General features: G+C 64.8%; 13 protein-coding genes. 6 read left to right on the plus strand and 7 right to left on the minus strand.

Annotated features, from left to right (window positions below):
• Window positions 1-1,151: 1,151 nt before the first annotated feature.
• Entirely contained in the window at window positions 1,152-2,504 is a 1,353-nt protein-coding gene (locus GT042_RS15345) for an ATP-binding protein (RefSeq protein WP_161309263.1), read from the minus strand.
• A 440-nt stretch (window positions 2,505-2,944) separates the two neighbouring features.
• Here GT042_RS15345 and GT042_RS15350 point away from each other — a divergent pair, with 440 nt between their 5' ends.
• Entirely contained in the window at window positions 2,945-3,094 is a 150-nt protein-coding gene (locus GT042_RS15350) for a hypothetical protein (protein WP_161309264.1), read from the plus strand.
• Here GT042_RS15350 and GT042_RS15355 read toward each other — a convergent pair.
• From GT042_RS15355 to GT042_RS15370, 4 genes are all read right to left on the minus strand, one after another.
• Window positions 3,082-3,939: a hypothetical protein gene (locus GT042_RS15355; RefSeq protein WP_161309265.1), complete on the minus strand. Its 858-nt coding sequence runs from the start codon at window positions 3,937-3,939 to the stop codon at window positions 3,082-3,084. The two genes, GT042_RS15350 and GT042_RS15355, sit on opposite strands and share 13 nt — an antisense overlap.
• A 104-nt stretch (window positions 3,940-4,043) precedes the next feature.
• Entirely contained in the window at window positions 4,044-4,538 is a 495-nt protein-coding gene (locus GT042_RS15360) for a hypothetical protein (protein WP_161309266.1), read from the minus strand.
• Between the two features lie 9 nt (window positions 4,539-4,547).
• A complete protein-coding gene (locus GT042_RS15365; RefSeq protein ID WP_345943780.1) occupies window positions 4,548-4,838 on the minus strand; it encodes a hypothetical protein in 291 nt (96 codons plus the stop codon).
• 183 nt (window positions 4,839-5,021) lie between these two features.
• Window positions 5,022-5,783, minus strand: coding sequence for a phosphoglyceromutase (locus GT042_RS15370; protein WP_161309267.1), 762 nt, complete (start codon window positions 5,781-5,783; stop codon window positions 5,022-5,024).
• Between the two features lie 209 nt (window positions 5,784-5,992).
• Between GT042_RS15370 and GT042_RS15375 the strand changes: the two genes are divergently transcribed.
• Entirely contained in the window at window positions 5,993-7,354 is a 1,362-nt protein-coding gene (locus GT042_RS15375) for an MFS transporter (protein ID WP_161309268.1), read from the plus strand.
• Window positions 7,355-7,693: 339 nt separating this feature from the next.
• Here GT042_RS15375 and GT042_RS15380 read toward each other — a convergent pair whose 3' ends face one another.
• Complete coding sequence (locus GT042_RS15380) at window positions 7,694-8,260, minus strand: ATP-binding protein (RefSeq protein WP_237530822.1); 567 nt, start codon at window positions 8,258-8,260, stop codon at window positions 7,694-7,696.
• A gap of 117 nt (window positions 8,261-8,377) precedes the next feature.
• Between GT042_RS15380 and GT042_RS15385 the strand changes: the two genes are divergently transcribed.
• The 3 genes from GT042_RS15385 to GT042_RS15395 all read left to right on the plus strand — a co-directional run bounded on the left by GT042_RS15385 (window position 8,378) and on the right by GT042_RS15395 (window position 10,122).
• Complete coding sequence (locus GT042_RS15385; RefSeq protein WP_161309269.1) at window positions 8,378-9,232, plus strand: helix-turn-helix transcriptional regulator; 855 nt, start codon at window positions 8,378-8,380, stop codon at window positions 9,230-9,232.
• Window positions 9,233-9,243: 11 nt separating this feature from the next.
• Window positions 9,244-9,441, plus strand: a complete 198-nt coding sequence (locus GT042_RS15390; RefSeq protein ID WP_161309270.1) for a DUF397 domain-containing protein — start codon at window positions 9,244-9,246, stop codon at window positions 9,439-9,441.
• A 300-nt stretch (window positions 9,442-9,741) separates the two neighbouring features.
• Window positions 9,742-10,122 (plus strand): hypothetical protein, encoded by a 381-nt coding sequence (locus GT042_RS15395; protein ID WP_161309271.1) that lies wholly within the window; start codon window positions 9,742-9,744, stop codon window positions 10,120-10,122.
• A gap of 425 nt (window positions 10,123-10,547) precedes the next feature.
• On the opposite strand, the gene GT042_RS15400 is transcribed toward GT042_RS15395, so the two are convergent.
• Window positions 10,548-11,246: an MBL fold metallo-hydrolase gene (locus tag GT042_RS15400; protein WP_161309272.1), complete on the minus strand. Its 699-nt coding sequence runs from the start codon at window positions 11,244-11,246 to the stop codon at window positions 10,548-10,550.
• Between the two features lie 154 nt (window positions 11,247-11,400).
• On the opposite strand from GT042_RS15400, the gene GT042_RS15405 reads away from it, so the two are divergent.
• On the plus strand, window positions 11,401-12,084 hold the full coding sequence (locus GT042_RS15405) for a TetR/AcrR family transcriptional regulator (RefSeq protein ID WP_161309273.1): 684 nt from the start codon (window positions 11,401-11,403) through the stop codon (window positions 12,082-12,084).
• The last annotated feature ends 411 nt before the right edge of the window (window positions 12,085-12,495 follow it).

Here is a 12,495-nt window from a genome sequence, read left to right on the forward strand (position 1 = left end):
GGCGGGGCAAAGCGTGAAACGGAGAACCCCGCGGCTACCTCTGGTGGCGCGGAGCCTGGGCGGGGCGGAGCGGGCCAAAGGCAGGAACGGCGCCCCAGTCCCCGAGCCGGCGGAGGGTGATCCGTAGCGGCGGGCCACGGGCCCGAAGAGACCCCGCCAGCCACAAGTTCTTCTTGGCGCCGTGGGGGGCTGGCCCCGGCTTCGCTGTACGTAGCCTCAGACTTTCCGACGCCGTACCCCGTCCGCCCGACAGGCTCCGGAAGAAGCGGCCCTCTGGAACGAAAGCCCCAGAACTCTCCCGCCGCCCAAAGGGCGGGCTTGAACTAGTAGTTGCAACTCACTGGTTGGCAGCGGTACTGCCGTCCGCTCCTGGGCTTCGGGCCTCATTGATATGACAGCCGCGTGCGGCGGCTCGTAGCAGGGCTTATGCCACGCGCTCGGCCGCCGGCAGCTAACTGGTGCATATTTGGTGCAAGTTTTCCAGCGCCGCAGGTCTCCTTCATTTGCCATTACTGCACTATCCCGTGGCCAACTTCGCCAAAATGAGCACTAGGCTTGCATCTTCCTCACAAGGCGAGATACGGTACTGTGAGGGTTTGGGGGAGAATGAACAATCGTAGCCGTTTTGCATTTCTCCGCTCGCGCAACGGCGTCAGCATAGGAATCGTACGGAAAAGATTTAGGAAGATTCTTGTCGGTAAATTTGTGTTTATCTTTTAGGCGCTGCTGGAGGGCCTTACCTTCGCGCCATCCCGCACATTCTTCGTAGTGCCAGAGGAGCCAAAGTTCAAAACATGGAGAGCTGATTGCCATGTCAATTCCCAATTTCTTGGCTTTGATGCATGCGGTCTCCAAGGTGGCGTGACGGTCGACGTCCAGAACACACCAGACCTCGTCGTACCCATCTCCGCTCCTTGCCTCTCGATCTCTTTGACGCTCCGCCTCTGCGACTATTCGTACTGGGTCTGCACCCACTCCTACAGTTTTGACGTTGAGCACTCGTACCGCTTTGGCATTTAGGTGTGCCGACAGTCCCTCGAAATATTGCGGTTCAGTGTTTGTTCCTTCCGTTGCAATTAAGATCTTTCGGTACTCGACCCGCCTTCCTTTTGATTTCGCGATTCTTTGTGGTGCTCTGCTCTTGCTTCTACTCATGCCTGCGCATCCTCAAGTAGCGAAACTTGAAGATCTTCCCAAGAAATGGACGGGATTGCGCCATAGCGACCGCCCAGATAGCGCCGCTCCACGTTGTGGTCGGGCTTCACTTGAAAGTCGGTAAGTGGGTAAATCTCCGTTGACCCGTCGTTCGCTTTCTCGGCAAACCAGATTTCTTCAGCGTCAAGCGTTTCGCCTGTCAAGTGCCCCATGAGAGATGTGTCATGAGATGTGAAAACGAGTTGGGCCCCCTTAGGATTCAGCTCGTCGGATTTGAAAAGAGAAATCAGAGCTGAGGTGAGCCTCGGATGCAAGCTGGCGTCGATCTCATCCACGAAGAAAGTTCCACCCATATCTACGATGCGTAGCGCCGGAAGGGCTAGTGCAAGCCAAGCGACGGTGCCGCTGCTTTCTTTATTGATATCCAGTTGGTATGCCTTATCATCGCCCCCACCTTCGTGCCAAAATCCAATTTGCACTTGCTGCTCCTTGAGGAAATCCGTGAAAGCCTCCTCTGCTTTCTCATTGTCACTTTCGTCATTAAATGCAAGGAAAGCCTTCCGGAAGGTTCGCTGGACTTCTTCAGCTACCTCCACGTTTTCGATTGACAGCCTTTTGATACCAAGGTCGGCGAAACGAAGAAGATTTTCCGCGCGCCGGAGAATGTGATCACTTTCGATCCACTTCTTTACAGCGCGAATGCGGCCATTTTGACTTGATTCGGAGAATACTGCATAATCGAAGTGATTAATTAGGAATTGCCTGAGTCCTCGCATGTAAGGGTGATTCGCGAATGCGGACATCGAGAGGAATAGGTTCATCTCCGAGGTGAGCCGCGAGATCCTAGTGTTTTCCCCCTTTAGGTGTCGCCCGAAAGTGTAATCTTCTTTCTCGCGCTCAAATAGAACCCTGCGTCGCCCCTCCGGGTAGGTGTGAAGCCATTCCGCCTGTACGCCTCTCTCATTACTTTCGAAGCCGTAGGAGTGGCGGACTCCGGTGTAGACAAAGTCCATCTCGAAAATAGAAGGAGCACTACTGGAAATGCCATCGAGAAGGAAGGGGTGGTGCGGGAAGGATTGGCGGGTGGTCCACGACGCTGAGTTCCCGATTGCGTTGCGAGAGAATGCCATCGAGTCCAGGACTGTCGTTTTCCCGGATGCATTCGGGCCAAAGATTCCCGCAATGCGGTTGGTGACTTCTGACCATTTGCCCTTTTCGGGACGAATGCCATTAAAGCTCGCCTTCGTCATCACCAAGTCACATGAGTCGCGGATCGACCGGTAGTTCGTCGTCCTGAACCGGAGCAGCATGATCGCCTCGTCACTCGAATGTAGTTTCGCCGCCTGCATAGACAATTTCCGCCCATGGCAGCATTCAAACTGTACGTCTCTTGTCTGTCGGGCGCGAGAACCTTCGCTGTCGGCGGAGCGAGTTGAGTCAGTGTCCTGTCCGGTTCGAGTCGATCATGATCAGGGGGCCGTACGTTGGTTGAAATTGTGAACGAGTGGGCGCCTAGTCTTGCTCGACGCGGGAGCCGAACCCGGGAGGCGGCTAAAGCCGCAGAGTCGACCGCCCAGCCTCGACATTCCCTCCGCTGTCATCAGGTGGCTGGTTGTTGTGCGCGCGGCGCCGGCGCAGGCCAGGCTGGAGCGGGGCGGCGACAGGGGTGCAGGCCTGGCCGGGGGGGCCGCCAGCGGGGAGCGGGACGAGCCGTCTTGAACCAGTAGAGAAAGTTGTAATTCGATCCGTGGGGCGGGACTTGAAGTCGTCCACTCAGGGAGGGAGTTCAGTGCCTTCCCAGTGGGCGAGCGGCAGGAAGAGCAACGATCCGACTCATCTGGGTAAACTGGTCGACGCTCTGGCAGCCGACATCGACGAGCGGACGATCCACGAATACTGCGCCCTTCTCAGGGAGCGGTCGCGCGGTCAGCCCGCCTGAAGCTCGGCGACGAACTGCCGTGACATGCGCCGGGCGGGGTCGATACGAGGGTCTTCCGGGTGCACGTGCGGCCCGAGGATTTTCGAGCAGACGAAGAGCGTCATCAGCTTGCCGTCCCGGCTCTCGAAGTCGTGGCGCCGCTCGCGCCGTACGTGGTCGGCCAGAGTTGGGACGGCGAGCGAGGCGGCCCAGAGCGTCGCGGCGTCGAGGCCCTGGGGGGCGTTTCCCCAGTCCTCCCAGTCGAAGAGGGAGAAGACCGGCGCGCTCATGTTGGCCCAGTTCAGGTCGGCGTGGGCCGGTACCCACCGTTCGACGGTCGTGTTGATCTCCTCGGGGAACGCGCTCCGGATCGACTCGGTGACCACGTCCTGTGTGATCGTGACAGTGTCGGGGGTGGCCACCCTGCTGGTCGTGTTCCGCGTGAGGGCGTCCAGGGAAGCTCCGCAGGCGCGCCACCACTCATCGGACAGCACCGGCTCCTCGCTCAGCACGGCGGTCCCGATCGGGTTGCCGGGAAGGAGGTCGGTCTCGTCGGCCCGCCACATCACCGGCTCGTCCGGGTCCCGCCAGACCACACACCCCTGCCACGTCGGCTGGGCGACACCTTCGAGGCGAGCGGCGCACTCCGTACCGTTCCACCCCTGCTCGGTGATCTTGCCGAGAGGGCGCCGCTCCGCTCGTACCCAGGTGTCGCGGTCGGTCCGGGCACCGACGGACCGGCGCTTGCGTACCACTGTGTCCGGATCCAAACGAGTCCGTAGAGCGTGCTCGACACGTTCAAGAAGCTCGTCCACCGGCTCGACTCGAAGGTCAACAGCGCCGGCAGTGGAGCCCGAGTGCGTCATGCGGGGACGGTAGCAGTACGTCGCGACGCTACCGGGGCATCTGAGCCAAGGAACCCCGGGCTGGCCGACCGACCGACGTGGGCCTGACCCTGCCGGCGGAAGCGTCAGAAGTAGCCGAAGAAGCGAGCCCACCAGGTGGGCCGCTCAACACGCCAGAGCAGTTGGCTCGGCCCGTCGTAATCACTCTCCAGCAGCTCCTCGGCGACCACTACGTAGCCGAGATCGACCAACGCACGGTTGACCCTGGCAAGGTCAGCACTGTCCAGCTCTCCCTCGGCCTGTGCTTCCTCCGTTCCGAGGAAGGCGCCCGGGTTGTCCGCGCAGACCAGCGCCAGTGATCCGAACTTGCTCACGCAGACAACGATCCGGGTTCCGCATACGGTCGCCTCGGCCAGCACGACGACACGTCCGTACTCGCTGGAGTCCTGGGTGTCCTGCTCATGCGTGCAGAGGGCTGCGAAGTCGCCTTCGAGCCGGGTCACCAGACCACCGAAGAGGGCTGCGGTCGCCCTACGGTCGTATCGCCGCGGCCACTCCAGCCGCTCCGGATCATCCAGCTCGCGCAGCAACACCAGCAGATCCGCTTCGCTCTCGGTCATACGCCGGGCTCAGCCGACGAGTCCATGGATCGCCGCCACGGTGTTGAAGACCGCCGGCAGGGCGAAGATGGCCCCGAGGACGATCAGCGCGCAGCCGGCGGTTCGGTGGCCGCGGGTTGGCAGTGAGGGTGGGATCAGCCGGTCGGGGGTTCTGATCGTCTCGTCAGAGGCGATCACGCCGCGCCCGGTGCGGCGCTGCCTGCGTCCCACCCATATGAGGAGTACTGCGGCTGCTGCCGTGAAAGCCGCCAGTTGGAGATGTTCTCCCGGCGAGTCAGCGGTGGCGGACGCGAGCGTCACGGTGGCTAGGTACAACAATCCCCCCAAGGATCACGATGAGTGGATCACCTCACGAAGCCTGGATCATGTCAAGCGCACTTTCGCACGTGACGGCCCAGAGGCGGCCAGAGATCGTCACAGCGCGGCAACAAGCCCCCTACCAGCGGGGAAGCCGGAGGTAGGGGGCCTGCCTGATCGCTCTGGTTACTTCTTCTTGCCCTGGTTCTTTACTGCTTCGATTGCTGCTGCTGCCGCGTCTGCGTCCAGGTAGGTGCCGCCCGGGGTGAGCGGGTGGAAGTCTGCGTCCAGGTCGTAGACCAGGGGGATGCCTGTGGGGATGTTCAGGCTCGCGATGTCCGCGTCTGAGATTCCGTCCAGGTGCTTGACCAGGCCGCGGAGGCTGTTGCCGTGGGCCGCTACCAGGACCGTGCGGCCTGTGAGGAGGTCGGGGACGATGCCGTCGTACCAGTACGGGAGCATGCGCTCCACCACGTCCTTGAGGCACTCCGTGCGCGGGCGCAGTTCGCTCGGGATCGTCGCGTAGCGGGGGTCGGCGCTCTGGGAGAACTCCGTGCCGTCCTCGAGGGCCGGCGGCGGGGTGTCGTACGAGCGGCGCCAGAGCATGAACTGCTCCTCGCCGAACTCGGCGAGCGTCTGCGCCTTGTCCTTGCCCTGGAGGGCGCCGTAGTGGCGTTCGTTCAGGCGCCAGGAGCGCTGTACGGGGATCCAGGAGCGGTCCGCCGACTCCAGCGCGAGCTGGGCGGTGCGGATGGCGCGCTTCTGGAGGGAGGTGTGCAGTACGTCGGGCAGCAGGCCGGTGTCCTTGAGCAGCTCACCGCCGCGCACCGCCTCCTTCTCGCCCTTCTCCGTGAGGTTGACGTCCACCCAGCCGGTGAACAGGTTCTTGGCGTTCCATTCGCTCTCGCCGTGGCGGAGGAGGATCAGTTTGTACGGTGCGTCGGCCATGTCGCAGAGCCTAATGGCAGAGTCCGATCGACCGCCTGGAGGGGCGTTCGGAGACCGTCTTGGTTGGGGTGCTGCTGGGTATTGGGTGGCGTTCGGTCGGAGGGCGTCTGTAAGTTGCCTGGAGGTGATGAGACGCTTACCTGGTCGGGGGCCGGTCGCGCTCCTGCCTCCCGTACCACCTGCCTCTTCGCCGCCCCTGGGGGATGTCCATGCCAGTCACCGGTCCCACCGCGATCGTGTCCGGGCTGAGGCGTGCCACCAGGGAGACCGTCTCGGGGCTGCCCCGGGAGTTCTGGTGGCTGTGGACGAGCACCCTCGTCAACCGGCTCGGCGCCTTCGTCGCCACCTTCATGGCCCTCTACCTCACGATGGACCGCGGCTACTCGGCCTCGTACGCCGGTCTCGTCGTCTCCCTCCACGGCCTCGGCGGAGTGGTCTCGTCGCTCGTCGCCGGGGTGATGACCGACCGGTTGGGGAGACGGCCGACGATGCTGATCGCGCAGACGTCGACGGCCGGGTCCGTCGCTCTGCTCGGCTTCATGCACGATCCGCTGGCCATCGCGGGGGTCGCGTTCCTGGTCGGGATGACGTCCAACGCCTCCCGGCCGGCCGTCCAGGCGATGATGGCGGACATCGTCCGCCCCGAGGACCGCGTCCGGGCCTTCTCCCTCAACTACTGGGCGATCAACCTCGGCTTCGCCATCTCCTCCGCCGGGGCCGGCTTCGTCGCCGAGTACAGCTATCTCGCCGGATTCCTCGGGGAGGCTCTGCTGACGTTCGCGTGTGCGGTGGTCGTCTTCCTGAAGCTGCCCGAGTCCCGGCCGCCGGTACGGGTGAAGAGTGCGGCGCAGACGTCCGTGGTCACGGACGTCGGCATGGGGGCCGTGCTGCGCGACGGGCGGTTCATGAGCGTCGTCGGGCTGTCTTTTCTCGTCTCCCTCATCTTCATGCAGGGGTACGTGGCCCTCCCCGTGGCCATGGGCTCGGACGGGTTCACCAGCGCCGACTACGGCCTGGCCATCGCCGTCAACGGCGTCCTGATCGTCGTGATGCAGATCCCGGTCACCCGCTTCATCGAACACCGCGACCCCCGCCGCCTGCTGATCCTGTCCTCCCTCCTCGCGGGGTACGGCTTCGGCCTGACGGCCTTCGCGGACTCGATCGCCGTCTACGCCCTCACCGTCTGCGTCTGGAGCATGGCCGAGATCGTCAACGCGCCCACCCAGACCGGCCTGGTGGTACGGCTCTCCCCGCTCCACGGCCGAGGCCGCTACCAGGGCATGTACACATTGTCCTGGGCCGCGTCCGCCCTCGTCGCCCCATTGGTGGGCGGCTTTGTGATCGACCACTTCGGTGCGGTGTGGTTGTGGGGGACGTGTGCGGTGCTGGGGACGGTGGCCGGGCTGGGGTACTGGCTGCTGATGCGGGGGTTGGGCGAGGAGAAGGCGGAGAAGGACGGAGTGGTGGGTGGGGTGGTTGCTGGGGTGGTTGCTGGGGTGGAGGAGCGCGTGGAGGGGGAACCGGCGTCGCCGGTGGTGCCTTCGCCGATCAGTCCCTCGCTTGGCGACTAGTCGCCAAGCACTGGCGCGCCTCGACCTTTCTTTCGATGATCGGAGGTAGACGGCCTGACCAACCGTCTGCCCCCATCGCGCCGGCCCGACCCCTTGGGACGGGTCGGCGCGGTGTTCTTGGTCGGCGCGGTGATCTGTTTTCCGCAGGCCCCATTGCTGGTTGTACGAGTCGTCACGTACGGGGATCCGGTCGGTCGTCCGAAGTCGGGGCCGGGGTCGGGGCCGAGGCCGGGTCCTGTTCCCGTTCCGGCTTCGGTGTGAGCACCAGGCCCGCGGCTGTCCCTCCGAGCGTGACCGCTATGAAGATGAAGTCCCAGTACGGGCCGCCGTCGGCCGCTGTCACGCGGGAGCGGATTTGGTGAGGGTGAACCAGACCGCCTTGGTCGTGGGCGAGACGCCGCCGTGGATGGTGGCCCCCCACGCGTTCGCGAGTGTCTCCACGAGCAACAGCCCCTGCCCGGAGGACCGTTCGTACGCGGGGTGGGGAGGACACGTGGGGTGCGGCCTCTGAGGTACGGGCAGAGCCCACGGCTTGTCGTCCACGACGGATACGGTGACCTGCTTGCGGTTGATCGTCACGGTGACCCGGATGAGCTGGGTGCAGGTGTGCCGGTGTGCGTTGGTGACCACCTCGGTCACACACAACTGCGCGTCATCGAGCAGGACATCGTGCCTGCTGACCAGGAGGACATAACCGACGAAGTCCCGGGCGATCTTCGGCGCGGAGGCCGTGTTGGGCACGGCCAGGCGGTAGGTTTCGCCGCCTTGTGGGGGAGCTAATGCTGTGGCGGTGAGGGTCATCTTGTCGTCTCCCAACGTCGTGGCGGGACGCGCGGTGGCGCGGTGGCGCGGGTGCGCGGGTGCGCGGGTGCGCTTGGGGTGGTGGGCGTCCGTGTGGCACGCCATCACCGGCAGAGTAGGGGGGCATTAATGCCCCAGGCAAGGGTGTCACCCGTATCGGTGACGCAGGTGGACCCCAGACACGGTTAGGCGCGAGACTGTGCGCAGACAGAGGAAGGTGACATGCCGCCAAGGGACAACCCGACCGCCCGACAGGCCCGCCTTGGTGGGGAGTTGCGGAAACTACGCGAACGCGCGGGCAAAACGGCTCGCGAGGCCGCCGGCCTGCTCTCCACCGATCAGGCCAAGATCAGCCACATCGAGGCGGGCCGAATCGGCGTCAGCGAAGAGCGCATTCGTACGCTGGCGATCTTCTATGCCTGCGACGACAGCGCGTTGATCGAAGCTTTGTGTGGCATTGCGCGCGAGCATCGGGGGCAGTATTGGTGGGACGAGTATCGCGGTGTCCTTGCTCCCGGCTTCTTGAACATCGCGGAGCTCGAACACCATGCGCAGTACCTCCGTTACCTGCAACCGGTCACTTTCCCGGGCATTCTCCAAACAGAGGACTACGCCCGGACCGTCTTCAACAGCGCACTCCCCCGACTCCCCGCCGAGGAAGTAGAGGCACGCGTCGAGCACCGCATGAGACGGCGGTCGATCTTCGATCGGGAGAATCCTCCGGACGTCGAGGCCATCGTGCACGAGGCGGCCCTCCGGATGCGGGTGGGCGGACGCAAGGTCGCACGCAAGCAGCTCGAACACCTCATGGAGATGTCCGAACGCCCGGACATCATGCTCCGCGTCGTCCCCTTCGCCAACGAGGACTTCTTCCTGCTCACACAGACTGTGCTCTATGCGGGCTATGCCGTTCCACAGCTCGACACCGTCCACATCGACAACCCGTACGACGGCCGCCTTCTGGATGCCGCAGCCGAGTTGGAGAAGAATCGAACGTTGCTCGACTTTGCCGAGCAGGCTTCCCTGGAGCCTGCTGAGTCGCGCAGCTTCATCCACCACATCGCACGAGAACTGTGAGAGACCCAGGCATGAGCAGAGAGATCAACTGGCAGAAGTCCTCATTCTCCGACGCGGGAGAACAGTGCGTCGAGGTAGCGGAACTCGACGGCGGAATCCTTCTGCGGGAGAGTGACGACCCGAACGTTGTTACGACCACCAGCCGTAGCAATTTTGCGGCCTTCGTTGCGGGAGTCAAAGCCGGCGAGTTCGACCACTTCGCCCGGTAGGCCCCTTCACCTGCCACAAGAGCCCCCCACGCCGAATGGGGGGCTCTTGGCATATCCCAGTGGGCCTACATGCTCCGGTGCACACTTGCCATGCGGCACCGCGTAACGCTACCGTCGCTGTGCGTCGTCACTGCGGGCGGGCTCCTCGGCAGGGGCGTGTCCGAAGCCGGCGCAACTCTCCCTACCCCCGTGCGAAGTTGGGGAGAGGACACAAGGGTTGACCTCTGCTCGCCGTTCTTCATGCCGGCGGCGGGCAGGGGTCAACTCCGGCCCGCGCTGGTACGCCAGGAGATACCCGCCATGTACGACCATCCCTCCGCCACCCGCGCGTTCTGGTGCGAACAGACCACCTACGACTCGCTGCACGGCGACGACATTTCCCAGATCTCCCGGCACTCCGCCACCAACCCCGCCGAGGCCATCCGCCACATCCGGGTCACCGTACGTTCCCTCGCGTCCGCCTTGCCCCCCATCGAGCGTCACCGCGCGCTGAGTTGGGTTGACGACGGGGGGTGCCTGGGCGCGATCGCGGCGCTGCACCGTAACGAGCCCTGCGGTTTCTCGCTCAGCTACCAGGAGCAGTGGATCGAGTGGACCGTTCACCCGTACTTACGCTTCGACGTGGCGGAGGAACTGCGGCTGCGGTTGGTGCCGTTGAGCCCGCGTCTTGCCTGTCGTTGAGGGCGGGTGGGTGAGGGTGAGGGTTCGGGCCGAGGGGTAGTCGGGGTGTCCGGCGTCGAACATGGCGGGTGGGGCCGCCCCTTGTTGTTGATTGTCGCGGGTCCGGTCCGGGCGTCAAGGGCGCTCCTACGTCGCGTCGGCTTCGCCGATTGCGCTGCGCTTAACCCTTGACCCCCGGCCCGGACCCGCAAGGGAAGGCAGAGGGGGGCGGCCCGGGGGAAGGTTCCCCGGGGGCCAGTCTGTGCCTGGCGTTTCGTCGCGGGCCTCGGCTCTCGGCGGGGCTTTGCGCACCACTTGAATGGGGCGGTGACGAGCCGTCTCGGCGGCCAACCACCGTCCGTTCGCGGGCGTACAAGCACCGTGTCTGAGATCCGTGGTGAGCTGCGGGGTCAGGCAGGGGCCATCATCCATTAGCGCCACCTGCCTCACCCGGATGTCGCGAGCCGACCGGGCACCGGAGCGACCTTGTCGAGGCGTCGTCGGGTCTCGTCCGCGTCGAGGGGCCCGCCGTGGCCGGGGAGCAGGCGCTGCGGGCGGCGGTCGAGCTCGGTCATGAGCGCCCTGCGCACTCCGGCGGCGTCCTCGGTGAAGAAATGGCGCTTCGGGCTCTGGCGACGCAGCACTCCACCGCGAACCAGGTCGCCGACGAGCGTGTCGTCGCCGACGCGGACGACGAGCGACCCGGGGGTGTGGCCGCCGAACCGCTCAGCGTGCGCGTCGACACCGTAGGAACTCAGGTCGAACTTGTCCTCCACCAGGATGTCGGCTTCGACCGGCCGGGCCTTCGCGCGGAGGACCATGGGCCTCAAGATCGCCCCGGTTGGATGACTGATCGGGAGTACGCCGATGCGTCCCGTGCGCAGGAGTTGTTCGTCACCCAGGCCGACCATGATCGGAATTCCGGCATCCGTGAACAACGCTGCCGTGCCGCTGTGGTCGTTGTGGCCGTGGGTCAGGAGGACCAGGGCGATGTCGCGGGGCTGAAGGCCCTGCGCGGACAGCGCGTCGCGCATGCGGTCGCCGTCCTCCGGTCCGCCCGTGTCCACGAGGATCACCTGCTCGCCACGCAGGAGGTAGGCGTTGCTGTTGCCCATGGAAAGCGGGGTGACGGTCGTGGCGCTCATGCGGTGCACCGTGACCCTTCGGCGCAGGCACCGACGTTCGTACGGCTGTCGAGTATGCGAACGAGAACGTCCATGACCATCCCTCTTCGGGCTACCGATGTAACCTTACGGCCGTAAGTAGAGCACGAGAACTTACGGCCGTAAAGTCATCGTCATGGCTCCAGCGGCAGCACGCAGACGTAACCCCCGAGGTCAGGGCGGGCAACTCCGCGACGAGATTGTGACCGCAGCCCGTGAGCTGCTGGTCGAGAGCGGATCGGACAGCGCGGTGACCTTGCGGGCGATCGCCCGCAAGGTCGGCATCGCGCCACCGTCGATCTACGCGCACTTCGACACGCCCGACCAGATCGTGGAGGCCGTGGTCACCGAAACCCGATCACTGCTGGTGCGTCATCTTGAGACCGCCCGGGCGGGAGCGGACGACGCGCGTGAACGACTTCTGGCCGACTGCCACGCCTATCTCGTCTTCGGTGCCGAACAGCCAGAGCTCTACGCCCTTCTGTTCTCCCGCCCACGGCCCAGGGGTAGCAGCACCACAGAAGAACGCATTGACCAGGCGGTACGCCAGCTCGCGCCCATAGTCGGCGAGCCCATCGCCAGTCAGCTCGCTCCCGCCGAAGCATTCTCGATACTTCTGCGCGACGTCGCCGATGCGATGCGCGATGGCACGTCCCATGCAGAGGACGCGCTCGCCACGGCGACCGCTCTTTGGGCGGCACTGCACGGCCTCATTCTGCTCCGCGCCAGCATTCCCCGATTCCCGTGGCCGCCACCCGGTCCGCTGGAGGCCGAGATCATCGGTCGGCTCGCATATCTGCACGACCCCGGACCCAGATGACCGCCCGCCCGGCGCGACGCCTGCATGCGGGCCGGTGGGCGGAGGTCGGCCGGTGAGGCCGTCCATCACCACACCCCGGCAGGCCATATGCCCTATTTGCCCTGACTTTGAGGACTCTTGAGGCCCCTTCCCACCCGGCCTTGTGTCCTGTGTTGCGTTAACGGGCTCTCAGAGCACACCACCCACCGAAACAGGCCAGACGACCCGCCTCCCCCCACCACCTCCGCCCCACCACCCACTCACCACAGACACGGTGCTTGCACACCGGCCAACAGCCGGCGTGGCAGCCGCCGAGACGACCCGCCACCGCCCCATTCAAGTCGTGCGCAAAACCCCGCCGAAAGCCGAGGCCCGCGACGAAACCCCGACAACAGACAAGCCCCCGGGGGACCTTCCCCCGGGCCGCCCCCC

This window comes from Streptomyces sp. SID3212, from assembly GCF_009865405.1.
Taxonomy (GTDB): domain Bacteria; phylum Actinomycetota; class Actinomycetes; order Streptomycetales; family Streptomycetaceae; genus Streptomyces.

What these genes read in the sequence shown, in the direction of transcription:
- GT042_RS15355 (WP_161309265.1), bottom strand. Translation starts at nt 3,939, where the DNA reads ATGACGCACTCGGGCTCCACTGCCGGCGCTGTTGACCTTCGAGTCGAG.
- GT042_RS15395 (WP_161309271.1), top strand. Translation starts at nt 9,742, where the DNA reads ATGTACGACCATCCCTCCGCCACCCGCGCGTTCTGGTGCGAACAGACC.
- GT042_RS15345 (WP_161309263.1), bottom strand. Translation starts at nt 2,504, where the DNA reads ATGCAGGCGGCGAAACTACATTCGAGTGACGAGGCGATCATGCTGCTC.
- GT042_RS15370 (WP_161309267.1), bottom strand. Translation starts at nt 5,783, where the DNA reads ATGGCCGACGCACCGTACAAACTGATCCTCCTCCGCCACGGCGAGAGC.
- GT042_RS15390 (WP_161309270.1), top strand. Translation starts at nt 9,244, where the DNA reads ATGAGCAGAGAGATCAACTGGCAGAAGTCCTCATTCTCCGACGCGGGA.
- GT042_RS15375 (WP_161309268.1), top strand. Translation starts at nt 5,993, where the DNA reads ATGCCAGTCACCGGTCCCACCGCGATCGTGTCCGGGCTGAGGCGTGCC.
- GT042_RS15400 (WP_161309272.1), bottom strand. Translation starts at nt 11,246, where the DNA reads ATGAGCGCCACGACCGTCACCCCGCTTTCCATGGGCAACAGCAACGCC.
- GT042_RS15405 (WP_161309273.1), top strand. Translation starts at nt 11,401, where the DNA reads ATGGCTCCAGCGGCAGCACGCAGACGTAACCCCCGAGGTCAGGGCGGG.
- GT042_RS15380 (WP_237530822.1), bottom strand. Translation starts at nt 8,260, where the DNA reads ATGGCGTGCCACACGGACGCCCACCACCCCAAGCGCACCCGCGCACCC.
- GT042_RS15360 (WP_161309266.1), bottom strand. Translation starts at nt 4,538, where the DNA reads ATGACCGAGAGCGAAGCGGATCTGCTGGTGTTGCTGCGCGAGCTGGAT.
- GT042_RS15385 (WP_161309269.1), top strand. Translation starts at nt 8,378, where the DNA reads ATGCCGCCAAGGGACAACCCGACCGCCCGACAGGCCCGCCTTGGTGGG.